The 23,942-nt window shown below is 56.4% G+C and carries 12 protein-coding genes, 3 tRNA genes and 3 rRNA genes; 10 read left to right on the top strand and 8 right to left on the bottom strand.

Going from position 1 to position 23,942, the window contains the following annotated elements; all coding sequences use genetic code 11:
• The first annotated feature begins 463 nt into the window (after window positions 1–463).
• From DQ230_RS14485 to DQ230_RS14460, 6 genes are all read left to right on the top strand, one after another.
• Window positions 464–1,933: ribosomal RNA gene (locus DQ230_RS14485) — 16S ribosomal RNA — on the top strand.
• Between the two features lie 162 nt (window positions 1,934–2,095).
• Window positions 2,096–2,172 (top strand) — tRNA-Ile (locus DQ230_RS14480).
• 151 nt (window positions 2,173–2,323) lie between these two features.
• Window positions 2,324–2,399 (top strand) — tRNA-Ala (locus DQ230_RS14475).
• Between the two features lie 538 nt (window positions 2,400–2,937).
• Window positions 2,938–6,407 (top strand): 23S ribosomal RNA (locus tag DQ230_RS14470).
• A 112-nt stretch (window positions 6,408–6,519) separates the two neighbouring features.
• Window positions 6,520–6,634: ribosomal RNA gene (gene rrf, locus DQ230_RS14465) — 5S ribosomal RNA — on the top strand.
• The 16S, 23S and 5S rRNA genes sit together here with 3 tRNA genes alongside, the layout of an rRNA operon.
• Window positions 6,635–6,714: 80 nt before the next feature.
• Window positions 6,715–6,791: transfer RNA gene (locus tag DQ230_RS14460), tRNA-Met, on the top strand.
• Here the strand turns inward: DQ230_RS14460 and DQ230_RS14455 are convergent.
• The 5 genes from DQ230_RS14455 to DQ230_RS14435 all read right to left on the bottom strand — a co-directional run bounded on the left by DQ230_RS14455 (window position 6,748) and on the right by DQ230_RS14435 (window position 13,737).
• Window positions 6,748–8,442 carry a recombinase family protein gene (locus tag DQ230_RS14455; RefSeq protein ID WP_113913321.1) on the bottom strand — a complete coding sequence of 565 codons (1,695 nt, stop codon included), beginning with the start codon at window positions 8,440–8,442 and terminating at the stop codon, window positions 6,748–6,750. The genes DQ230_RS14460 and DQ230_RS14455 overlap by 44 nt on opposite strands.
• Window positions 8,443–9,246: 804 nt before the next feature.
• The gene (locus DQ230_RS14450) at window positions 9,247–9,822 is read right to left on the bottom strand and encodes a hypothetical protein (protein ID WP_113913317.1); all 576 of its coding nucleotides are present in this window, start codon (window positions 9,820–9,822) and stop codon (window positions 9,247–9,249) included.
• A 90-nt stretch (window positions 9,823–9,912) separates the two neighbouring features.
• Window positions 9,913–12,039 carry an AAA family ATPase gene (locus DQ230_RS14445; protein ID WP_113913316.1) on the bottom strand — a complete coding sequence of 709 codons (2,127 nt, stop codon included), beginning with the start codon at window positions 12,037–12,039 and terminating at the stop codon, window positions 9,913–9,915.
• Between the two features lie 86 nt (window positions 12,040–12,125).
• The gene (locus tag DQ230_RS14440; protein WP_238987547.1) at window positions 12,126–13,073 is read right to left on the bottom strand and encodes a GIY-YIG nuclease family protein; all 948 of its coding nucleotides are present in this window, start codon (window positions 13,071–13,073) and stop codon (window positions 12,126–12,128) included.
• Window positions 13,074–13,212: 139 nt separating this feature from the next.
• Window positions 13,213–13,737, bottom strand: a complete 525-nt coding sequence (locus DQ230_RS14435; protein WP_162497454.1) for a hypothetical protein — start codon at window positions 13,735–13,737, stop codon at window positions 13,213–13,215.
• Between the two features lie 120 nt (window positions 13,738–13,857).
• Between DQ230_RS14435 and DQ230_RS14430 the strand changes: the two genes are divergently transcribed.
• The gene (locus tag DQ230_RS14430; protein ID WP_113913314.1) at window positions 13,858–14,028 is read left to right on the top strand and encodes a ribbon-helix-helix protein, CopG family; all 171 of its coding nucleotides are present in this window, start codon (window positions 13,858–13,860) and stop codon (window positions 14,026–14,028) included.
• A 48-nt stretch (window positions 14,029–14,076) separates the two neighbouring features.
• On the opposite strand, the gene DQ230_RS14425 is transcribed toward DQ230_RS14430, so the two are convergent.
• From DQ230_RS14425 to DQ230_RS14415, 3 genes are all read right to left on the bottom strand, one after another.
• On the bottom strand, window positions 14,077–15,960 hold the full coding sequence (locus DQ230_RS14425) for a hypothetical protein (RefSeq protein WP_113913313.1): 1,884 nt from the start codon (window positions 15,958–15,960) through the stop codon (window positions 14,077–14,079).
• 623 nt (window positions 15,961–16,583) lie between these two features.
• Window positions 16,584–20,333 (bottom strand): AAA family ATPase, encoded by a 3,750-nt coding sequence (locus DQ230_RS14420; RefSeq protein WP_162497453.1) that lies wholly within the window; start codon window positions 20,331–20,333, stop codon window positions 16,584–16,586.
• Between the two features lie 4 nt (window positions 20,334–20,337).
• Entirely contained in the window at window positions 20,338–21,555 is a 1,218-nt protein-coding gene (locus tag DQ230_RS14415) for an exonuclease SbcCD subunit D (RefSeq protein ID WP_113913311.1), read from the bottom strand.
• Between the two features lie 128 nt (window positions 21,556–21,683).
• Here DQ230_RS14415 and DQ230_RS14410 point away from each other — a divergent pair, with 128 nt between their 5' ends.
• The 3 genes from DQ230_RS14410 to DQ230_RS14400 all read left to right on the top strand — a co-directional run bounded on the left by DQ230_RS14410 (window position 21,684) and on the right by DQ230_RS14400 (window position 23,939).
• Entirely contained in the window at window positions 21,684–22,604 is a 921-nt protein-coding gene (locus DQ230_RS14410) for a helix-turn-helix transcriptional regulator (RefSeq protein WP_113913310.1), read from the top strand.
• Between the two features lie 115 nt (window positions 22,605–22,719).
• Window positions 22,720–23,340 (top strand): DUF1819 family protein, encoded by a 621-nt coding sequence (locus DQ230_RS14405; RefSeq protein ID WP_113913309.1) that lies wholly within the window; start codon window positions 22,720–22,722, stop codon window positions 23,338–23,340.
• Window positions 23,337–23,939: a DUF1788 domain-containing protein gene (locus tag DQ230_RS14400; protein WP_113913308.1), complete on the top strand. Its 603-nt coding sequence runs from the start codon at window positions 23,337–23,339 to the stop codon at window positions 23,937–23,939. Before DQ230_RS14405 ends, DQ230_RS14400 begins: the two co-directional genes overlap by 4 nt.
• The last annotated feature ends 3 nt before the right edge of the window (window positions 23,940–23,942 follow it).

The following is a 23,942-nucleotide window of genomic DNA, read 5'->3' as shown; positions in this document are numbered from 1 at the left end:
CATTTCTTTGCAGAAATGGGTTGCGGGTATTTGGGGTTGGGGCTAGAACCCCCTTCACCGGCGGCGCTGAGATGCACCACTGGGACGCCAGACGGAACAACGGAGCGACGCTCCAGCGGGCTTGACGGCGGGGACATTCGGAGATAGGTGGAGCGGACGGCGCTTGGTAGTTTAAGCGTAGTCTGTTAGATTTGTCTTCTGGGGCTTTTGGCTCCGACGCTCTTTGAAACTGATAGTATCTGAAGAGATATGTGGGCGGTTTGGTTCATTCGATGAACTTACAACTGTACATATGTCGCGCTGCTAGGGGCAACCCGATGATGCAGTGTCAGCTTCACTGTTTGGAGGGTTTTCGGTTTCTGATGAAACTGAAAGCACGACAGACAGTCTGCTTCAACCTTTGCCGGTTGGAGCAAATATGTGCAGAGGTTCGAACGTCAAGGATAAGCTGGTAACAGCTTTTCAACTTGAGAGTTTGATCCTGGCTCAGAACGAACGCTGGCGGCAGGCTTAACACATGCAAGTCGAGCGCGCCCTTCGGGGTGAGCGGCGGACGGGTTAGTAACGCGTGGGAACGTACCCTTTTCTAAGGAATAGTCACTGGAAACGGTGGGTAATACCTTATACGCCCTTCGGGGGAAAGATTTATCGGTAAAGGATCGGCCCGCGTTAGATTAGATAGTTGGTGGGGTAATGGCCTACCAAGTCTACGATCTATAGCTGGTTTTAGAGGATGATCAGCAACACTGGGACTGAGACACGGCCCAGACTCCTACGGGAGGCAGCAGTGGGGAATCTTAGACAATGGGCGAAAGCCTGATCTAGCCATGCCGCGTGAGTGATGAAGGTCTTAGGATCGTAAAGCTCTTTCGCTGGGGAAGATAATGACTGTACCCAGTAAAGAAGTCCCGGCTAACTCCGTGCCAGCAGCCGCGGTAATACGGAGGGGACTAGCGTTGTTCGGAATTACTGGGCGTAAAGCGTGCGTAGGCGGATCAGCAAGTTGGGGGTGAAATCCCGGGGCTCAACCCCGGAACTGCCTCCAAAACTGTTGGTCTAGAGTTCGAGAGAGGTGAGTGGAATTCCGAGTGTAGAGGTGAAATTCGTAGATATTCGGAGGAACATCAGTGGCGAAGGCGGCTCACTGGCTCGATACTGACGCTGAGGTACGAAAGTGTGGGGAGCAAACAGGATTAGATACCCTGGTAGTCCACACCGTAAACGATGAATGCCAGTCGTCGGGCAGTATACTGTTCGGTGACACACCTAACGGATTAAGCATTCCGCCTGGGGAGTACGGTCGCAAGATTAAAACTCAAAGGAATTGACGGGGGCCCGCACAAGCGGTGGAGCATGTGGTTTAATTCGAAGCAACGCGCAGAACCTTACCAACCCTTGACATAGATATCGTAGTTACCAGAGATGGTTTCGTCAGTTCGGCTGGATATCATACAGGTGCTGCATGGCTGTCGTCAGCTCGTGTCGTGAGATGTTCGGTTAAGTCCGGCAACGAGCGCAACCCACATCCCTAGTTGCCAGCAGGTCAAGCTGGGCACTCTATGGAAACTGCCCGTGATAAGCGGGAGGAAGGTGTGGATGACGTCAAGTCCTCATGGCCCTTACGGGTTGGGCTACACACGTGCTACAATGGTAGTGACAATGGGTTAATCCCCAAAAGCTATCTCAGTTCGGATTGGGGTCTGCAACTCGACCCCATGAAGTCGGAATCGCTAGTAATCGCGTAACAGCATGACGCGGTGAATACGTTCCCGGGCCTTGTACACACCGCCCGTCACACCATGGGAGTTGGGTCCACCCGAAGGCCGTGCGCCAACCTGTTTACAGGAGGCAGCGGACCACGGTGAGCTCAGCGACTGGGGTGAAGTCGTAACAAGGTAGCCGTAGGGGAACCTGCGGCTGGATCACCTCCTTTCTAAGGATTTTCCTAGCTATCTCGAGCTTGCTCTTGATCATGGAAAACTTAGCAGGTCGGCAAACAAAGCCGACCACATCAATCAGGTCCACATGGATCTGATATTGGGCCGAGCCGTCCTCATATCTCTTCAGTCAAGTTTTCAGGCCTACCGGCCTGTTTGGGTCGGTAGCTCAGGTGGTTAGAGCGCACGCCTGATAAGCGTGAGGTCGGAGGTTCAAGTCCTCCTCGACCCACCAACATCATTCTTCGCGTAGCGAAAATGATGGGTGCGGCAGTCGATTGCGCAGCAATCGACGAGAGCACAAGACAGCAACTATACGCGCCGCGATTTGCTTCGCAATTCGCTTTCCGCGCTCGTGCGTTTCGCCTGCGGCGAAGCCACACTAGGGGGCCTTAGCTCAGCTGGGAGAGCGCCTGATTTGCATTCAGGAGGTCAGCGGTTCGATCCCGCTAGGCTCCACCATAGCCAATTCGCAACGCGAATTGGTGGACCAAGCCGGAAGTCGATTTCGCAGCAATCGACGCAGGCGTAAGACAACACTTCGATTGTACCGTTAAGCACTGTCCGCAGTTCTTAACCGTCCAATCGGACAGGTTGAAAATCCTCGGATCTTCAATCACTTTTACATCGTAAAGAGAGATACAGTTACTTTGAGAGCAATCTCAAAGTGACGAACAACACTGTTGGTGGTCGCGCGTTAGCGATCCACCTCGGTTCGGTGCCGGAGGATTTCGATCCAATGGCGAGCGTATGACGTGGTTGCTTCCTCGACCGCCCATGCGTCTGCCAGCCGAAAAAGACGGTGTTGTCCAAGTCAAGTACACTAACCCGGATACAGTTCTGCACGGTTCTGTATCCTGAGTGGTCGCAAGACCGCTCATTGTCTGGTCGCATGTCGGCCAGGCGGGAAAAGTATGACTTTTGTTCCAGAATAGAGGCAACCCTTTAGTTACCAGCTGGGGGCGCCGTGACAGGCCCAGGTCTGTCTTCTTCTGGATCAAATCAAGCGCGAAAAGGGCGTTTGGTGAATGCCTTGGCAGTAAGAGGCGATGAAGGACGTGATACTCTGCGATAAGTCATGGGGAGCTGAGAATAAGCTTTGATCCATGAATTTCCGAATGGGGCAACCCACCTGACAGTTTGTTATAATTGCTTACCGGCAATCGCAAGATTGACGGACGGCAGCCTATAACGGGCTGAAACAGGTACTTATAGACTGAATACATAGGTTTATAAGAGCAAACCCGGGGAACTGAAACATCTAAGTACCCGGAGGAAAGGAAATCAATATGATACTCCCCTAGTAGCGGCGAGCGAACGGGGACCAGCCGAGCCATGAGTGCGAATAGAATGTGTTGGGAAGCACAGCCATAGAGGGTGATAGCCCCGTATATGAAGCATGATTGGACGTATTAAGTAGGGCGGGACACGTGAAATCCTGTCTGAAGATCGGAGGACCACCTTCGAAGGCTAAGTACTCCTTACTGACCGATAGTGAACCAGTACCGTGAGGGAAAGGTGAAAAGCACCCCGACGAGGGGAGTGAAACAGTACCTGAAACCGAACGCCTACAATCAGTCGGAGCTTGACTGGACTCTAATAACAATCTGCACCAAAAAGGGTGCAACATTTAGACATGAGGAAATGAATATGTCAGATCTGGCCGTCGTCACAGATGGAACATTCGCCGTTGTCGGCCTCGTATTGGGGTTGATCAATATGGGGGTGAACTACTGCCCGAACGATGGCTGCTTTGCCAAGAATGAGGTGACCCCTTACCTTGGTCTGTCTGTTGGCGATCTTGTGTTTCAAGAGAGCAGTGTGGGTGAAGAAATCTACATCCGAAAGCAGACAGGCACGGCGCGAGGCCCGTTTCAGTTTACCTACGGTGCATCAATCACCGACGAAGGTGGGCTGTGGGTCGGCATCGGCAACACGACGACATATACGACGCCGAACAACCGGTGGTTCGCTCAATTCCATTCGATGCCGGGGCTATATGCCAGGGGCGGCGAGGAGGATCTGGGCGGTCCCATCGAGTGGCGTTCCGGGATCGAACTCGGTTATCAAAACCGCGAAGGTGTTCGCATAGGTTTGGGCGCTGACCATAGGTCAAATGCCGGGATCTACAGCGACAACCCCGGTATCGAAACCGTTCACTTCCGCGTCTCCATTCCAACCAGATGATTGTTATCAGTGTCCAGTCTTGTGACGGCGTACCTTTTGTATAATGGGTCATCGACTTGGTCTATCTAGCAAGCTTAAGCCGTTAGGTGTAGGCGCAGCGAAAGCGAGTCTTAATAGGGCGGATGAGTTAGATGGATCAGACCCGAAACCGAGTGATCTAGGCATGACCAGGCTGAAGGTTAGGTAACACTAACTGGAGGGCCGAACCCACACCTGTTGAAAAAGGTCGGGATGAGTTGTGCCTAGGGGTGAAAGGCCAATCAAACTCGGAGATAGCTGGTTCTCTGCGAAATCTATTTAGGTAGAGCGTCATCCGAATACCCTCGGGGGTAGAGCACTGGATGGGTAATGGGGCCTCACCGGCTTACTGATCCTAACCAAACTCCGAATACCGAGGAGTACTAGATGGCAGACAGACTGCGGATGCTAACGTCCGTAGTCGAGAGGGAAACAACCCTGACCTACAGCTAAGGCCCCTAATTCATGGCTAAGTGGGAAAGCAGGTGGGACGACCAAAACAACCAGGAGGTTGGCTTAGAAGCAGCCATCCTTTAAAGATAGCGTAACAGCTCACTGGTCTAAACAAGTTGTCCTGCGGCGAAGATGTAACGGGGCTCAAGCCATGAGCCGAAGCTTAGGATGGTCACTTATGTGACCGTGGTAGCAGAGCGTAGTGTGACATAGTTTCATGTCTCTTTAGCGACTTCGGTTGCTACGGAGACACGAAGCTTTCGATGAAGCGGGCGCGTGAGCGATCCCGTGGAGAGATCACTAGTGAGAATGATGACATGAGTAGCGACAAACAGTGTGAGAGACACTGTCGCCGAAAGTCCAAGGGTTCCTGCTTAAAGCTAATCTGAGCAGGGTAAGCCGACCCCTAAGGCGAGGCCGAAAGGCGTAGTCGATGGGAACCAGGTTAATATTCCTGGGCCAGATGGAAGTGACGGATTGTGAAGATTGTCCCCCCTTATCGGATTGGGTGGGCCGTTAATCAGTCCCTGGAAATAGCTCCATCGCTAGATCGTACCCTAAACCAACACAGGTGGACTGGTAGAGAATACCAAGGCGCTTGAGAGAACCACATTTAAGGAACTCGGCAAAATACCTCCGTAAGTTCGCGAGAAGGAGGCCCGGTGTTTACGCAAGTAGATGCCGGGGGCACAAACCAGGGGGTGGCGACTGTTTACTAAAAACACAGGGCTCTGCGAAGTCGCAAGACGACGTATAGGGTCTGACGCCTGCCCGGTGCCTGAAGGTTAAAAGGAGGGGTGAGAGCTCTGAATTGAAGCCCAGGTAAACGGCGGCCGTAACTATAACGGTCCTAAGGTAGCGAAATTCCTTGTCGGGTAAGTTCCGACCTGCACGAATGGCGTAACGACTTCCCCGCTGTCTCAAATGTGGACTCAGCGAAATTGAATTACCTGTCAAGATGCAGGTTTCCCGCGGTTAGACGGAAAGACCCCGTGCACCTTTACTACAGCTTCGCACTGGCATCAGGATTGTGATGTGCAGGATAGGTGGTAGACTTTGAAGCCGGAACGCCAGTTTCGGTGGAGTCATCCTTGAGATACCACTCTTCGCACTCTTGATGTCTAACCGCGGTCCGTTATCCGGATCCGGGACCCTGCGTGGCGGGTAGTTTGACTGGGGCGGTCGCCTCCTAAATCGTAACGGAGGCGCGCGAAGGTTGGCTCAGACCGGTCGGAAATCGGTCGTTGAGTGCAATGGCAAAAGCCAGCCTGACTGCGAGACTGACAAGTCGAGCAGAGACGAAAGTCGGTCATAGTGATCCGGTGGTCCCAAGTGGGAGGGCCATCGCTCAACGGATAAAAGGTACGCCGGGGATAACAGGCTGATACTGCCCAAGAGTCCATATCGACGGCAGTGTTTGGCACCTCGATGTCGGCTCATCTCATCCTGGGGCTGGAGCAGGTCCCAAGGGTACGGCTGTTCGCCGTTTAAAGAGGTACGTGAGCTGGGTTTAGAACGTCGTGAGACAGTTCGGTCCCTATCTGCCGTGGGTGTAGGATACTTGAGAGGAGTTGCCCCTAGTACGAGAGGACCGGGGTGAACGTTCCACTGGTGGACCTGTTGTTGCGCCAGCAGCAGTGCAGGGTAGCTATGAACGGACAGGATAACCGCTGAAGGCATCTAAGCGGGAAGCCCCCCTCAAAACAAGGTATCCCTGAGAGCCGTGGTAGACCACCACGTCGATAGGCCAGAGATGTAAGCGCTGTAAGGCGTTCAGTTGACTGGTACTAATTGCTCGATAGGCTTGATTTGATCCAGTAGAAGTCAGACTTCGCAGAAAACTGCGGATAAACCTTCGAAAACATCAGTCATACACACCAACTAAACAGTATTCTTGACTTGGAACTCCGAGGGTTTTTCTCGGTTTGGTGATCATAGCGCGAGCAAAACACCCGGTCCCATCCCGAACCCGGCAGTTAAGTGCCGTTGCGCCCATGGTACTGCGTCTCAAGACGTGGGAGAGTAGGTCGTCGCCAAACCTAGTAAAACCCCCGAAGTTCACGTATCTCTCTTCGATGTACCCTCACATGACACAAGCGCCAACGTGAGGCAAAAATGGCGCGGGATGGAGCAGCCCGGTAGCTCGTCAGGCTCATAACCTGAAGGTCGTAGGTTCAAATCCTACTCCCGCAACCATAAATACTATACTTTGCATAACCTCCTGTTCGCAGGAGGTTTTTTGCTGTTGGGGCATCTCCTTCATCGCGAGACTCATCGATAGAATACCTGCCAATGCGCCGTGAACCTGCAATTGCGGCGCCATGCGTTTGCCGCCGGTCGGCACGGGCGTCACCACGATCTTTTCGATCAAGCTGCGAATCTCTTCCTTTGCCTCGCTGTCACTGTCCGGCTCGGCCAAACGCTCGATCAGGGCCTTGATGCGCGTGTGATAGGTGTCTGCCATCTTCGGGTGGATGCGCAGGGTTGCATTCGAGGGAGGAGCAGCGGACAGCTCAGTCTCCAGCTGCTTCTGGCGCGCCTCAAGCTGGCCCATCCGGTCCTTGATCCGGTCTGCAGGCGTTCCCGCAAGGATGGCGTTGACGAGCACATCCTGATCCTTGATCACCTTGGCCAATTCTTTCTGTTTGATCGCCGTGTCGTCAGTTCTGGTCGCCGCAAGGCGGTTGCGCTCGGCGATGTATTCCTCCGCAAAGGCCTTCACCAACGCGGGGTCCATCAGGTGGTCGGTGAGGGCGGTCAGAATCTGACCTTCCATGTCCTGGCGCGCGATTGTGGTCCGGTTGGTGCAAACCGACGTGCCTTTGTTACGAGAGCTGCTGCAGCCGAAGCGGTCCAAGGAGACGGTGGAGAAGCCCCCACCGCAGCAGCCGCATTTGATCAGCCCGCTGAACAGGAACCGGGGCTTGCGGCGCTCCCAGGCTTCGGTTTGAGTGTGCTTGATCTTGCGGCTTTGCTGGCGGGCTTTGACGGCGTCCCAAAGGTCTTGCGGCACGATGCGCAATTCCGGAACATCCTTCGTCTCCAGTTCAGCTTCAGATTTTGGTCGGGCCTGCCGTTTGCCGTTCTGCGGATCTTTGACAAACCCCTGCCGGTTCCAGACACGACGGCCAACGTAGAGCTCGTTGTTCAGGATTCCGGTGCCGCGCTTCGGGTTGCCATGGATGGTGGATTTGTCCCATGACGGGCCGCGCGGTCCAGGTATGGCCTCGCGATTGAGCATGTCCGCAATCTTGCCTGGCGACATACCGTCCAAATAGGCCTGAAAGATCCGCACCACGACAGGGGCCTGATCCGGATTGATCGCGAGATCACCCCTGTTCAGCTCACCATCCTCCCGCAGACTGCGCACGACATCATAGCCATAGGCCTTGCCACCCGCAGATTTACCCTTCTGGATACGACCGCTGAGGCCCCGACGAGTTTTGGTGGCCAAATCCTTGAGGAACAGCGCGTTCATCGTGCCTTTCAGACCGATGTGCATCTCGTTGACGGTGCCCTCTGACACCGTTTCGATCCCCACACCCACAAAGGCCAAGGTCTGGTAAAGATGCGCGATGTCGGCCTGATTGCGGGACAGGCGATCAAGCGCTTCGGACAACACTATATCGAACCGGCGGGCGGACGCATCGCTCTGCAGCCGCTGAATACCGGGGCGCAACATGCTTGCGCCTGATGTGGCGTGGTCCTCGTATGTGCCGACGATCTCCCAATCCTCACGCGCCGCACGAGTGCGGCAGAGCCGGATCTGGTCATCAATCGACGCGGCGTTCTGAAGATCCGAAGAGAAGCGGGCGTAGATTGCCACGCGAACAGGTGATGTTGTCATTCTTCTTCTCCAATATGCCGAACTATTTCCTGGATGCGTCGTTCTTATTTTTACCAAGCAAATCGGTTTCGTGATCAACCTGCGCCGCATCGCGTGCCAGTGCGCGGACCAAAGCCAGAATCTGATCTTGATATTGTGATGCTCCTCGGGCCGGGGCAATAGGGACGTTTGAAGACATCGCGGCCGCAGGCGGTGCCGCTGATGGCACCTCCCTGGCGCGCGCATGTCTCTTCCGGTCCCGTGCCATTGGCCGAGTTCTCCTGCCCGCCCCGAGGCTTGCTCGGGCGGGGCGTTATGCTGTGATTTATGCCGAAGATGTGCTCGGCAGCCTGCTCATCTGTATACTGCATCGGAGGTCTCCTCGTTTAGCAAAACTCAAAAATATCTGTGATTTAGACGTCAAAAACTGAAAAAAGTGAGATGTGAAAATCAATGCAAATTCTTTTGCCGCAGTGTCGATGCAAAAGAAAAAACATAGAAAATTCAGAAAATTGCATAAACACAAAAATCCATATTTTCCTTACTTTCAAAAACACAAAAACCGAATCATCTGATCTTTTCTGAAATCAAAAATCAAAAACTTAAGGACACGAAAAAATGGAAAAAGCAAAAAACTTCAAAACCGAAGAACCGAAAAAACCCTGATCAGTTCACTGACCACGCGGCACATTTGAGGAAAACATCCTGCCACGCCCTTAACCTGGTATCAGTGCGGTTGGTGAACGATGTAAGACCGATCCTGTGAAACTGGCCGATCAAGAGGCGATGTGCCAGTTTGATAAGGTCACGGGATTGAACCGACATTTACGTTTGTATCGACGTCTTCCACTCCCACGCAAATTGCCACCAGACGTTGGCATCGATGTGATCGGAGCCAACCGCTGCGAATGTGCTGGGTCTAACTGGATCGACCGCGACACTAATATCCTGACATCGGACCGCATCGAGGAACGCCTCTTTGACAGCCGGTGCCGTTATGTCGTCCTTGCGGATGGCGCATCGTCCATCACCCACGTCGATCTTCGTTAAGCCGCCCACAATGCCCTTATCTGACCGTTTCAGATAGAGTTCCAAACTCGCCATATATGCGGCGCGATCCGCGATGAGCCGCGATTGCATGACGTTGCATGCTTCTGCGATCTGGACGACGTCACCATGAAGCCGCCGCCAGCCGATCCCATCAATCATCGTCCAGCCAGATGTGGTGACGCCGATCACCCGATGGGGTGTCGTGTTAATATCGACCACGGGCCACATCTTATGGCCCATCCGGATGGCATCTTCGGTGATGGGATCGACTGGCGGATGGGCGATAGGAGGGATGTCGAACGCAAGGGCTATAAGGGCATCCATAATTTTATTGGGAAAAGCAGACTCCATGATGAAGATCCTTTCGTTTGGTATTTTGCGCAGCATTTTGTTTTAATCGGGCGTTCTTGTTTTTTATTGGATAATCACCTTCTCTCCGGGTTAGGCAGAGTTTGGCAGTTCTCTCTGAGCATGCGCGGGCGCGTCGACGGTCGGCGCAGAGCCGGGGGGCAGGGCGTGGATGCTCTTCCTATCCGTGGCCGCATAGATATCGCGCAGCCAAAGCTCGATCTGCGACGCGCGCATGGAACGCTTTTGCAAAAGGTCGCGGGCGAGGGCTTCCAATGTATCGCGATGCAAGATCAGCATCTTGTCAGCCTGTTTCTCGGCGCGCTCGATGCGCTGGCGCACGCGGTCACGGATACCGGGCGTCGACAGGTGAACGCTTTCCGGATCGGCGTGCCAAACGGGGCCTTCGACGCCGAGGCCGAGGGTGGTCTCGATGTTGATCGCGTAGCCAGTTGCTATGGCTAAGTCTGATGTGTCCGGACCGCCTGCGCCCGCAGAGATTTCGCCCAGGATCAGCCGCTCCGCTGCGCGTCCGCCGAGCGAATACGCTATTTCGTCTTCGAAATCTGACAACAGATTTTCATGCAATGCCGCTTCTCGGTAAACTCTGCCGCCTCCGTCCGAAATCTGCATGCTGGTGATGGACCCCAGCTGCAGCGCCGCAGACATCACCGCATGGCCTGCCTCGTGGACCGCAATCCGCCACAGGCGGTCGATGTTCTCTGACGCGGGATCAATATTGAGTTGATCCTGCAGCATGGCGATATCGACCAATTTGCGGCGATGGCGGGCGTCAGATCTGGCCGCACGGATAGCCGCATCCAGATCCGCCGCGCTTTTCCCAACGGCATGACGTGCAAGGGCGCACAGATCTTCGTCGCGTATATCCTCGCGCAGATGATGCCGCAGAATGGCAAGGAGTGCCTCAGTGTCTGGCAACGGCACGGCCACCTTCATGTCGATCCGGCCTGCACGTAGCACCGCAGGGTCCATTTGTGAGGGATGGTTGGTGGTGCCAACGAGAATGACGCCCTCTTCGCGTGAAATAGCGTCCAGCTCGGCGAGAAAAGCGTTGATCACTTGTAGGCGGTAAGAGCTGTGCTGATCCACATTATTACGCGATCCGACCGCGTCGATCTCGTCGATAATCAGGAGGCTGGGTGCTTTTCGGCGGGCTTCGGCAAAACTGGCTCGCATCTCGCGCAGGAGATCGCCGAGGTGGCCGGCGGACTGCCATTCCCCGAAGCTGGCCGTGACGACGCTGACACCCGCGCTGTTGCCCATGGCCCGCGCCAAATAGGTTTTGCCCGTGCCTGGGGGGCCGTAGAACAGGATGGAACGGCTGATCTCGTCCCAACCGGCTTTGCCCTTTTTCCAAAGCACGAGGTCATCGACGATCCTGCGCGCCGCAGCAAGCGCAGGACTGTCCCCCGTAATATCCTCGAGGCGTGGGCAGGAAGATTGCGCAGTGCGCGCTGTCACCGCACCCAGCTTGATCAGGGCATCCTGCAGGCTCGGTGCGCGCAATGCGGCACAGGCCGTGACAGTATCGATATCGGCAAGGACTTCGTCATTCGGCAGGGCGGCCCGCAAACGGTTAGTAGATGTGATTTGATTTGACAGATGGCCCGATTGCAGAAGGGTCGTTACGACATCCCCCGAGATAGACGCCAGAGGGTGCATGGTCGGTGCCATCGCCTGAAGGTGCTTGGGCAAGGACACGCCATCAGCCCGAAGGATCAGCACCGGTTCGATCAGATCGAAGCTCTCGGTGATGAGCGTATTCATGCGGCTCTGGGCAGACTTCGCCAACCCGCCGTCGGTGACATCGGGCGCAATAATCTGCCATCTTGCCTCGCCAAAGCAGATTTTGAGGACATCCGTTATGGTCGAGAGGTCCGCGATGGTGATATCCCGCACCACGGTAAGCGCCCCGCAGCGCAGGGACCGTTCGACGACTTTGGAGGACCCAAAGGTTGCGGCGAGGCGAATGGCAATCAGAACCTGGCGGGCCGGAATATAGCGCGATGGCGAACGCGGGACCGTTCCCAGCGGGATTACGTCGTCATCGGATTCGAGCTTTGCAAACAGCAGTTCAAGCTCGCTGTTTGGGCCCTCGGCGTCATGATCGGGCGGCATTCCGTGATGGCGGCGCAGACGCGCGATCATGGTGTTGGCCAAGGTGGTCCAAGCGGGCGTTTTGAAATTGGAATGAGGCATAGCGCAGCCCTCCCTGATAATGGGTGTGTGATTGGGTCCGGGCGGATTGCCCGGACATTGGATGTGTTTCGAAGACTGCGTGTGCTTCAGGCAGCCTGTTTCAGATCTGCCTCAATCCCCGCCAGGTGCCCCAGAATGATCGGGGTCAAGCGGCCATCATAAATCTCTGATTTGACACGGATCTGGTCACGGAAGCTGGCCGGGTCCACTTCGCAGCCGGGATGATCGTTGCGCAGCAGAGCATGCAGCCGCTTCTCGATCTGGAGCGCCTTGTGTCCGGAGGAGATCGCCACTTTCGTCAGGAGTTCACACGGCATGTCCTGATCGCGCAGAAGCTGGTAATTCAACCGGCTTTCGGGATCGCGTGAGAATCCCAGTTTGACGACCTCGCGGCCTGTCGCGAGGGTGAAAACCATCGCATAAAGCCAGCTTGGTGCGGCAGACCAGAGCTCCCCGCAGCCGCCACAGGAGAACCGCCCGCTTTGCATATTGGCGCGCGCAACGCGCTGCTCGTGACCGCATTCGACGTGTTCGTATCGGCGGTAGTTCGGGTTATTCTGGCGATCAGGCCCGATCAGGGTCCAGCCACGGCTTTCGGCCTCGGCCACTTCGGTTTCTGCATGGCATGTGTCGCAGCGCAGTCCGGTTGCCCCCGAAGCGATGCGCTTGATCAACTCAAGCTGGCGGCGCAGGTCGTGACCGCACGGGGAGCGGTAGATGGCATAATGCCGGTCAGCAGAATCACGATGCAGAAAAGTGAAACCAGCCGCCTCGGCGTCGGCCTTCCAGGTAGTTTCGATGCAATGTGAGCAAAGCGGCTGATTGTTCATCAGCGTAAAAAGCCTGATCTTGTTCAGCGCGCCGCACGTGTGGCAGCGCGCCGCGAAATGCATCCGGTCGATAATCCGGGCGACAATGTCGAAGCCCTTGAGCTTGGCGGTCTCGATCCAATGGGGCTGCAAACCGCCCGTGTGAATGGGAAACGGAAAAGAATTAATGGTCATCGTATTGGGGATATTGATTGGCGTATTCATAGTAAGTCCTCCGGTTCGGGGAAAAATGGTGTTCGAATATCTGGGGGGGGCCCGCAGCCAAAGGGCTGCAGGCGCAGGTCTGCGTGAGTCGTCAAAATGGAATTGACGACAGATTAGGCAGTATGAGAAAATCTGTTGATCAGGCGGGCGCCATCGGCACAAAATCCGGATCAGGATCGTCGTCGATCACATCGGGTGCAGAGTCGAACAGCGGCAGAGCTACCAGTGCTGTGATCACATGGCGTGCCTGGATCAACATCGCGTTGCGATGCATCGCTGTCGGGCAGATACCTGCGATCTGAAACTGGCGGAAGAAAGCGAATTGCATGGAGTTATGCAAACGCCGTGTGCCACCAAGCTCTTCGCAGCCAAGCATGGCGTCCATGAGCTGCACGGTGCGAAACAGCGGCAGATCCTCCGGAATCATCTGAGGCAAGGCAAGAAAGTTGCGCAAGGCATTTGTCAGGCGCTCATGAGCCAGTTCGGCATCGCGCAGCCAGACGCCGTAAGCCGGGTCCTGACTATGACCAACATCTTCAAGATCGCGCTCGGCGATAACGAAGTCCAAGGCAGAAAAAATGAGGGTTGGGAAAGCATGCGATGCGGGAGTCGCACGATGCTCTTTATGCGCCGAAAAAGGCGTGATAGGGGTATATTTAGCCATGATGATCTCCTAAGGATCTGATTGGTTAGGATGGGAGCGAGGGTTGCCGCCCTTGCTTTCGTCCGATCAATATGCCATGCTGCCATTATGATGTCAACATCAAAATGCGAAAGAATTACAATGGCACCTCCTAAAAAAGATACTGAAGCGCTGACGCTTCGACTTCCACGCAATATGATCGAGGCGATTGATGATCGACGGCGTCTTGAACCCGATCTTCCAACCCGGCCAGAGATGATCCGGCGGGCGCTTTATGAATGGCTGATGACAACTGACGCGCCAAAACGCTAAAGGTCGATTTTTACGCCATCGGCATTGCCAGTGCCCAAGGGCAACATGCTACCTATCTGGTCGTCCTGGATCATTCTCGTCTTCTTTGTAACGCGCCCGCAGATCATCAAGGGCATCGTTGGAACCGATTCCCATGTTTTGGCGGATTTCGTCCAAAGCCTTGATGTCATGCGCGATCGCGCATCGCTCGCGCGCGAGAATGGTGTCAACGGCTGTGCGGATGAGACGAGCGATCTTCATGAGCAATGGAAAGACCGGCTGTATGCGCGAAATGATTGCCTGCCGGTCCTGCTTATTCGCGGGGGCTACTTTTGAAAAAGCTAATCCTTCTGATTTTATTTTCGACGGCGGGTTGTATCTGATCACATCCTGAGCCAGGTATTTGAGTCCCGTATCAAAGGCATCAGCGCAAGTTCGCATTGCCGATGTTTGAGTCTCTGCCTCCCGTGCATCGACTTCAGCCTTATTCTTGGCATCTTCCGCTTCGCCAGCCTCGGCCAGCAGCAGATTGCGATTCTTGAGTGCTGCCGTTTCAGCGGCCATCGCGGCATCAGCGGACAGAAGTGCAGCATCGCGTTTGGTATTTGCCTGTTCGAGTTCACCCAAAACAACATCTCGATCACTCCTAGCCTGTATGAGCATATCGCTCGCAGCCGTAGCCTTAGCCGCGAGTTCGCTTGCACATGTTCGCGCACGCAGTTCTTGAACCAGCGCCGTAGCCTCCGCTTGCCGCGCAATCTCGGCGGCCCGCTCATCAATTGCGCGTTTCTCCGACGCAGCCTTAGCTTGTCTTGCAAGCTCAGCATTGCGGGCTGAAGCCTCTTTGACGGCACGTTTTCTGGACTTCCGGAGGGTCTTTGTTCCAGTATCTCGGGCATCCTCAAGGATCAGGCCAGCCGTCTCTGATGCCGAGTTCCGTGCAGCTTCCGCTTTGCTGCATTCGACATGTATTTTCTTCAGCATCGTCTTTGCACCCACGATTTCGGACTGAACGCTGTTGAGCCTCAATTCAGCCTTAAGCGTTTTGCGCCTGGCCGCCCGTTCAGTTCGTGATGCGCGCTGACGGGTTTTCTTTAACGCGGTTCTGCAATCTTCGACGACCGTATCAATGGTGACTGCTGCCTCAGCGCGGCCCTTGCGCCGCTCGGCCTCACGGTATTCTGACGGCGAGATATGGTGCCGTTTCTCGGGGGCAGGCAGACCCGCGGCTTTTGCTTTCCGCCGCGCCTCAGCCCGCCGTTCACCGCGCGTGATGCCAATCTTCTCGAAATGGGCCCCGGCCAGATCCTGAGCGTATTCATAACTCTTCAAAATCGGATTCGCCGCAGCGCGAAGCTGGATCTGTTGCCCGCGATTGCCACTTGTCTTCGTGTCCCAAGTCGCCGTGACAAAGTGAATGTGGAACGCCTCTTCATCGCTGTGCGAAGCAGCATAGATCAGTTGGCCCCCCGGGAAATACGTCTTCAGAAACGCCATCGCATATTTGCGGAAATCATCGACCCTTGTCTGAGTCCATTCATCTGCACCAGTTCCGCCAAACCATGCCTTGTTGACCGTCAGGATACCCTCTCGCAGCGGAGCATCTGTATTGGCGTGCCATGGAGACTTCGGCCCCTCGTTCTGCCTGCGCTTGGCTTCAGCAACACGGCCTTTTGTTTTCAGAGCCCGGACCTCGTTTTTCAGGTTGCGGTCGGCCATAAGAGTGATCCGGCGCTTCAGTTTTGGGATCCAGTTATCATCGCCATGTTCGATCTGGTTGAGGGTTTTGAGCGACAGATCAACATGGTTCAGATCCCCACCCGAGCGCCGATCGTGCATGTTGAACCGTGAGAGCTGCTTTGGCTTGAGAGGAGCAAAACGCAGGACGACAGGGGGCATTTCGACGGGCGTTATGGCGGGAGTGGCATTGTCAAAGCGGGCGTGGACGGACATGGTGGCCTCATGGATCAGAAATTGTTACTTTCCGAATCTACGACGGATCAAAGAAAATCCCGCCGACAAAATTTGAGGCGTGTCTGAAGTCACTACTCACTAGCGAAGTTGCGGTCCCCACAACTTCACAGCTCGCAAGGGGGAAACCCCCTTGACCCCTTCTCGTCCGCAATATTGGCCAAAGCCCGATATTGCAGACTGCGACCAGCGACCACGCTGGACCCGGTCAACGGGCACGCCCCTTTCAAATCTCCCGAAGACACTGACCGACACCAAGATCGGCCATCCGTAACAGCAACGCATTGATTCACTTATCATGCCTGCGTCGACGCCATGGATTCAATTCCGTAAGATGCGGCATTGACCGACTGTTTGCCGAAATTGCTAGGCTGATTGGGTGGTGGCAAGTTGGCAGGCCAAACAGCTCCAAAACGCAACGGGAAATAGTGGGCGTCCGGCATGTCGTTTGGGCGGCTGCCATTGCGGGCGATGTTTAACCAGCAAGCTAAGAGCGGAGGTTTACCATCTTGGAGGCGATCTAAATGCCGCCAATATCGATCTGGTAAAAGTTGATCTCACAGCAATTTGTCAACTCGACGCACCCAACGCTGTGACTTGAGAAATCAGCCTATGGCGCCACCAAACCCACCCGTCCCCGATATAGCGATCACGCTTTTCCCGCCGCCCTGTTTGCGCACGACGATGCGGGTCGGAATGCGGTCCTTCATCGCCTCGACATGGCTGATGACACCTACTTGACGGCCCTGTGATTGCAAGGTTTCCAGCGCGTCGATCGCAAGATCAAGGCTGGACGCGTCCAAAGACCCGAAGCCTTCGTCGATGAACAAGGTGGCGGCAAGCCCGCCCTGGTTGCCCATGCGCGAAAGTGCCAATGCGAGGGCAAGCGAAACGAGGAACCTTTCGCCGCCAGACAGGCTGCGGGTTGCGCGCGCCTCGCCAGCCATATCGCGATCCTCAACCTGAAGCGCAAGATCGGCGGCGCGGCGCAGAAGATAGCGGGGGTTCAGGTCGGCAAGGTGGTGATTGGCGCGGTCGACCAGAACATCCAGGGTGATCGACTGCGCGACCCGCGCAAAACGGTCACCGCTTCTGGAACCGATGGCATCATTGACCGCTTGCCAAACCTCCAACTCCGCCTTCGCCGTTGCGGTTTCTGCTTCCAGCCCTGCGAGATTTTTGCGGGTGATATCGTCTCGCCGGAGATCGCCGGTGATGGTGCCGAGACGTTCTTGCCGGGCGGTGATGGCAGTCTCAACGGCGTCCAGCGCAACGATCAATTCTGCGGCAGGTGTTTCGGGTAGCCCTGCCTGCTGGAGTTTTTCCAGATCGGCGTTGCGAGAAGCCGTGGCGGAGCGAGTGGCTGTGACCGCGTCATCGAGGCGGCGTAGGTGTTGGCGGAGGCTTTCAACCTCATCGCGTGAAACGGTGAAGAGTGTTGCAAGGGTTTCAGCATCCAAACTGGACTCGGTCAGGGCGTGCGTCAGACTTGCTGCGGCCGTTTTCAAAGCAGCATTGGCCCTGCCTTCAACAACCTGCGCCGTCTCATAATGGGCCTTGGCGCTTGCGGATATTTGCATGCTGTCGCCAAACGCGGACTGAGCGGCCTCTTTGGCCTCGAGCGCGGTTTTGCGGGCAAGGTTGAACCGGGTGCGGTGGGTTGCCGTGTCCTCACCATCCAAAAGCGGTGCGCGGACGTTGCGCAGGTCTGCCAAAACGGTTTGCCGCGTGGCCTCGGCCTCCGCCGCGTGTTTTGCCTGATCTGCCGCATGTCCGGCTTTGCTGGCCGCCGTCGCGATCTGTGGGCCAAGGGTGCTGAGCTGGTCGTTGGCCGCCTTTTGGGCAGCCCGTGCCTGCGTTACACGATCCACCAGTGCCGCAAGGCGGGCGTGCAGGGCAGGGATGTCGTTCAGGGCCGAGAGCGGTTCTTGCACCGCCGCAAGTGTGGGCTGCAAAGCGATCGTCAGCTTTTCGATGCGGAGCGTTTCACCAGAAAGGCCATGTTGGGCAAGCGCCTGCGCCTGTCGTAAATTTGCCGCCGCATCGGTCAATTTGCTGCGTTCTGTGCTGCGGGCGGCCATGGTTTTGCGCAAGGTTTCGCGCTGCGTGTTTGCCGTGGTTTGTGCTCTACGATGTTCCGCCAGATTTCGTGCCGCTGTCAGCGCTGCCTGTTTCTGGGAGTTCAGGGATGCAATCGCCGCTAGAAGCACCCCTTCGCGATCCGTAGGATGCGCCGGCAGAGCCGGGCAATGGGGATTGGCGCGCGCGGTGGTCAGACCTTCCGACCAACCCGCGAGAGCCTTGGAGATGCGCTGCGTTGCCGCTGCAATCTCAACCTGCGCCTGTTTCTCGCGGGCTTGTGCGGCGGCGAGTTGGCCGAGTGCTGTGGTTTGGTGGTTGCGCGCGGTATTGGCGGCGGTCCTTGCAGCGCTGAGGTTTTCACGCAAGGTTTTGGCGAGGGCCAGCAACGCGTCATCGGCATGGATGGGATGATCTTTGGCACCGCAGACCGGGCAAGGCGTGTCAGGTTCTAACCGCAGACGCAGGTCGCGCGCGGGGTCGGACAGGGCCAGATCGGCCTGTTCCACGGGTGCTACAAGGGTGGCAACCTGCGCTTCGGCACTGCGCCAAGCGGTTTCGGCATCGGCACCTTGGGTGATTGCCTTGCGGGCGTCCGCTTTTGCGTCACTTTCCGCAGCGGTGGCCGTGGTAAGCGCAGATTCCGCTTCGCTGTGGGCCTCTTGCACGCGGGTCAGGGTCGCCAGAGTTTGTGCCAGTGACGATAGGGACTCGGCTTTCTCTGGCGGATGATTTGTTTCCAAATCGGTGATCTCTTGGTCAATTCGTGCCAGTTCGGCGGTCAAACTTGCTTCCGACGCGCGGGCAGCCGTATCGGTCTCCTCTATCGTGGTCAGACGTTCGGTCGCCGTTTCCAGTTGCGCGGCATAGCCGGTCACGAGCCCCTGTGCCTTTTGCTGTGCCGCATTGGCATCCGTATATTCGGTGAGGTTTTGGCTGACCTGCTCCCAACGATCCGCCAAGGGAATGGCTGCGTTGAGGGCCGACAGGGTGTTTTCGGCGGCGGCTTGTGCCGCCCTTGTATCGGCTTCGGTCTTGTGCAGCGCAGTAAGGGCTGCCTGCAATTTCGTGGCCGCTTGCGCCTTGGCCTGCGCCTCAGAGGCGGCGTTTTTGGCCTCAACCTCGGCGGTTTTGATCTGGGCGTCGAGGTCTGCGGCTTCATCCCAGATGCGGCCAAGCGCCTTGAATTCGACCTCTTTGGCGTCATAGGCGGCGGATTGAGCGGCGGCTGCGTCCTGTAATGCTTTGGCGGCTGCGGCGGCTTCCTGTGCCTTTTGTTCGGTCTCTTTCACGGCGGCCAACGCCTCGGCCAACCGCAAACCCGCATCCTCTTTGGTCTGCCACGGCAGCCGGAGCGGTTCTGCGCGATCAATCTGCAAAAGGCGGGTTTGGTCTTTGGCCGCATCAAGCACCGCCTGCGCGGCAATCTTGCCCTGCGCTTCGGCCTCGACCAGTTTCAGCGTGGCAGCATCGAATTGCCGGTGCTGGTCAAGGCTTGCCGTGAGGGTTTTGCGCTCAGACAGTGCCGTGACATTGGCCGCCATCAATGCGACCTGTTCGGTCTCCAGCAGAGTCCGCGCCTCCTCCGACAAAAGCTGGTGCTCGGCTTGCCGCAGCATCAGTGTGCTATGGGCATTGCGCGCGGTCTCGGTGCGTTCATAAACGCGGGTGGAGATGGCGCGGTAAAGGCCAGAGCCTGTGACCTTTTCCAAAAGCCCCGCCCGGTCATTGGTATCGGCCCGTAAAAAGGCGTCAAAATCCCCCTGCGCCAGCAGAACGGTGCGGCGAAACTCATCATATGAGAGGCCGGTTAAAAGCTGCACCTGCTCTGACACCGCGCTGGTCTGACCGGCAAGGATCTGACCATCGCTCGTACGGGCGATGGAGCGGGCGACGCTTTGCAAACGGCCATCCACTTTGTCGCGGGCGCGGCGGGCCTGCCAGCGGGCGATGTAATCCTGACCATCCAGCGCGGTAAAGCGCACCTCGGCCCAGCCTTGCACAGCGCCCCGGCGCAGAATGGCGCGGGAATCCTTGGCTTTGATCGCCTCACCCGAAGGGTCGGGCACCTCATCGGCGGCGGCACCACCTGCAAGACGCGGCGCGTCGCCATAAAGCGCCAGACACATGGCATCGAGAATGGAGGATTTGCCTGCGCCCGTCTCCCCCGTGATGGCAAAAAGCCCTGCGCCGTGCAGGGGCGGGGCGGTGAAATCAATCACGAAGGTATCGGCCAGACTGGCGATGTTTTGGCCGGAAATGGAGAGGATACGCATGGGATCAGACCTCAGAAAACGCGTCGCGAAAGGCTGCGATGTGGCGGCTGTCAGGCTCAAGCGCATGGGCTTGGCGGAAGGCAATCAGGAACAACTCCTCGGGGGAGGTTTCTGCGAGGGACGGGGGCGGAGCTGTGGGGGTGGCCAATTCCGTTCGCGCAATGGACAGTCCGGCAAGGCGCACGGGGTTGCGCTCGATCAGCGCCTCGGCTTCGGCCAACAGCAATGTCGCAGGGCGGTCGGCGGTCAATGTGATGTAGACAAAGGGCTGCGCATCACATGGCACCTCTGGGTCGAGGTTCAGCGCGGCCAACGCAGCGTCAACCTCCTGCAAGGGGGCGGCGCCCGCCTCAGGGAAGCGCAAAATCGCGATCGGGCGAGGCAGGGTGATGTGGTGGGGGATCAGACCCTCATCCAGGTCCAGCAGCGTGACGCCATGATCGTAAGGGATTTCTGTGGCCGAGAGGGGAAACGGCGAGCCGGAATAGCGCACCCGCCCTCCGTCCAGCGATTGCGGGCGATGCAAGTGGCCAAGTGCCACATAGGCCAAGGATTCGGGGAAGATGTCAGGCGGCACCGCATGTTCTCCCCCGATCATGATACGCCGCTCTGCCCCTTCGCTTTCCAGCGCGCCGGTGCAGGTCAGATGCCCCATTGCCATCACAGGCAGGCCACCGGCGCGGGCAAGTGCGGCATCCGTCATATCAGCATGCAACCGCCGCGCCGCCGCAATGATCGCGGGTTCCACCCCGTTTTCGGCACTCAGCGTCAGCCCCGGCAAATCGGCCTGGCGCAAGAACGGCACCGCCAACAGATGCGCCTTAAGCGTGCCTTGCTTGTCACGCAGTGGGACCAGATGCCGGTCCATATCCACGCCCTTTGCATTGCGGTGCAAGGTGCCGACAACATGAACGCCAAGCTCTCGCAGCACCGCCTCGGGCGCTTCCAGACGCTGCGCCGGATCGTGATTGCCAGCGATCAGAATGATTTGCAGACCGGGCCGCGCCTTCACAAAGCGGGCGAGGGTGGAATAGAGCAACCGCTGCGTGTCGCCCGACGGGTTGATGCCGTCAAACACATCCCCCGCAACCAGCAAAACATCCACCGCTTCGCTGATGAGCACACCCAGCAGGGCATCAAAGAAGGCGCGATGCTCATGCTCACGCGACCAGCCATTCAGCATTTGCCCGAGATGCCAATCGGCGGTGTGCAATATGCGCATCGGTATTCTCCCGGACAATATTCATTTTTTAGGTTGCGATTGACACTGAATTGGTAACGGGATACTTAATATACGGATGGCTAACGAATGTCCATATAGTTTATATACCTGTTTGGAGTGAGGCGAAGATGAGCGCGGATCGCACTGCGACATTGAAATGGGGCGTGGAGCAGAGGCTTGAATTCATCGAATTCCGGCTGTTCTGGGAGGGTGGCGTGAACCGCGCTGACATTATTGATATGTTTGGCGTTTCTGTTCCGCAAGCGTCCAAGGATCTTACACTTTATCAAGAGCGCGCGCCGAAGAACGCGATTTATGATAAAAGCGCGAAACGCTATGTTGCGGGTCCGAAGTTTTCGCCCAAGTTCCTGAACCCTGACCCTGATAGTTATCTGTCTCGCCTGAGATCCCTCGCGGAAGGGGTGGCTGATCCGGTGGATTCTTGGATCGCGAAGCCGCCAATGGCAGACATCGCACTGACACCGCGGCGCGAGGTTGATCTCGGCGTGCTACGGGCCGTGCTGGACGCGGTGCGTGAGGGCAAGTCAATGGAGGTCCACTATCAGTCGATGAGCAAAACCCGACCTGATCCGATCTGGCGCCGAATAACGCCGCATGCGTTTGGCTTTGACGGCTTTCGCTGGCATGTTCGCGCCTTTTGTCATTTGAATGAACGCTTTAAGGACTTCTTGTTGCCACGCATCCTCGGCGTCCGCGAGATGGGGTTGCCCGAAACCCACGGTGATAAGGACGCACTTTGGCAGGAGTTCTTTGAACTTGAGGTCGCCCCGCATCCCGACCTCGCGGCGTCCCAACAAGCCGTTGTCGCCAAGGATTACGGCATGGTTGACGGCCGTGTCGTTTTGAATGTGCGCTACGCGATGCTGTTTTATGTCCTCAAGCGGCTTGGACTGCTTGGTGATGCCGCACGGCAAGATCCAAGGACCCAGCATATAGTCGCGGTAAATGCGTCTGAAGTCGAAGCCGCATTACGACGGTTGGAATTTGAAATCGACGAGGGCAGTTCAAAACCTGCAGGTGCGGCGTGATGGGGGCTTGTGAGCAAGGCCACATTTATCAGGGTCTTAGCCCTAATGCAGGTTCGATCACCGGTGGCAGTATAGCCTCTGCTGTCGAGCACGTGCAGGCCATCGAGGTGTCGCGATGAGCGCGATCAAGGCCGGTAAATACCGTATGTCTTTTTCCACCGGAGGCCTGTTTGTGAATGAGAGCATCGTGCTGGCTGAACATTATAGGTCTGGCGAAAGTTGGGATGATGCCCGGGAACGTTTACTAGCAGAGAATATCACGGCGCTTCCCAAGCTTGCCTCGCAAACGCGGTCTCTCCGGGAGATCTATGGCCGCATAACGCGTCTATCAGATGATGAGCGCGCATTTCTTTTGGAAAGGTCGGACCGTCAAGAACAACAGGCCATTCTGTGGCTCGCCGTTTGCCGGACCTATCGGTTTATCAGGGAATTCGCCGTCGAAGTGATTCAAGACCGCTATCAATCCTGGCGGTTGGAATTGGGACATGAGACCTTCGATCGGTTTCTCGCGGAAAAGGCCGAATGGAATGAACCTCTTACCCAATTATCGCCATCTACCTGCGCGAAGCTGCGCCAGGTTATGTTTCGGATCATGCGGGAGGCGGGCATTTTGAATGGAAATGACAATATCCAGGCAATATGGCTATCGCCGGGGTTGAGAACACTGATCTCTGAGGTGGATCCACAGGACCTTCTGGTTTTTCCTGGGGCGAAGCCGTTTGGAGAGATGGCATGACACAGCAACTGGACCGACGTGCCCGCGCTGAACATCTTTTCAAAGTGGTTTCCAGTGAAAGGTTTCTGGCCAAGGAAGGGCTTGGCAACGAAGTTCCGTTTTTTATCTGCCCTTTCGGCGCAGAGGATGGCCTTGCGATGGTCGATGATCGCAAGGATCTGATCGCCCGCCTCGGGCATGAGGGCGTCCAGGTGTTGGATGTTGATCTGTATGATCTGGCGCTGGAAATACTAGCGGAACGTGACGTCCTCGAGCAGTTGATTGAGGTCGAACCCGACACCGACAAATCCGAGCTGAAGGAAATGCTACAAGGGGTGCTTGACCCTCAAGATCACCTCATACCAAAGATTGGTGACCGGATCGCCGCGACCGCCCATGACGTGATCTTTCTGTCGGGTGTGGGTGAAGTCTATCCATTTTTACGATCGCATAACGTGCTGAATAATCTGCAAAGCACGGCAAAGGACAAACCGACCGTCCTGTTCTTTCCTGGCAATTACACCCATGCACTGGCGACAGGGGCCTCTCTGGACCTGTTTGGCCTTTTGCACGACGACAAATATTACCGCGCCTTTAACATCATGAACTACGAGGTTTGACCG

This window comes from Roseovarius dicentrarchi, assembly GCF_003316635.1.
In the GTDB taxonomy this organism is placed as follows: domain Bacteria; phylum Pseudomonadota; class Alphaproteobacteria; order Rhodobacterales; family Rhodobacteraceae; genus Roseovarius; species Roseovarius dicentrarchi.
Note: the sequence above shows the minus strand (reverse complement) of the source record. Positions and strands in the feature narration are given on the sequence as shown.

Excerpts from the sequence above, each read along its gene's own strand:
- DQ230_RS14455 (WP_113913321.1), bottom strand. The coding sequence starts at position 8,442 with ATGACAACATCACCTGTTCGCGTGGCAATCTACGCCCGCTTCTCTTCG.
- DQ230_RS14450 (WP_113913317.1), bottom strand. The coding sequence starts at position 9,822 with ATGGAGTCTGCTTTTCCCAATAAAATTATGGATGCCCTTATAGCCCTT.
- DQ230_RS14445 (WP_113913316.1), bottom strand. The coding sequence starts at position 12,039 with ATGCCTCATTCCAATTTCAAAACGCCCGCTTGGACCACCTTGGCCAAC.
- DQ230_RS14440 (WP_238987547.1), bottom strand. The coding sequence starts at position 13,073 with ATGAATACGCCAATCAATATCCCCAATACGATGACCATTAATTCTTTT.
- DQ230_RS14435 (WP_162497454.1), bottom strand. The coding sequence starts at position 13,737 with ATGGCTAAATATACCCCTATCACGCCTTTTTCGGCGCATAAAGAGCAT.
- DQ230_RS14430 (WP_113913314.1), top strand. The coding sequence starts at position 13,858 with ATGGCACCTCCTAAAAAAGATACTGAAGCGCTGACGCTTCGACTTCCA.
- DQ230_RS14425 (WP_113913313.1), bottom strand. The coding sequence starts at position 15,960 with ATGTCCGTCCACGCCCGCTTTGACAATGCCACTCCCGCCATAACGCCC.
- DQ230_RS14420 (WP_162497453.1), bottom strand. The coding sequence starts at position 20,333 with ATGCGTATCCTCTCCATTTCCGGCCAAAACATCGCCAGTCTGGCCGAT.
- DQ230_RS14415 (WP_113913311.1), bottom strand. The coding sequence starts at position 21,555 with ATGCGCATATTGCACACCGCCGATTGGCATCTCGGGCAAATGCTGAAT.
- DQ230_RS14410 (WP_113913310.1), top strand. The coding sequence starts at position 21,684 with ATGAGCGCGGATCGCACTGCGACATTGAAATGGGGCGTGGAGCAGAGG.
- DQ230_RS14405 (WP_113913309.1), top strand. The coding sequence starts at position 22,720 with ATGAGCGCGATCAAGGCCGGTAAATACCGTATGTCTTTTTCCACCGGA.
- DQ230_RS14400 (WP_113913308.1), top strand. The coding sequence starts at position 23,337 with ATGACACAGCAACTGGACCGACGTGCCCGCGCTGAACATCTTTTCAAA.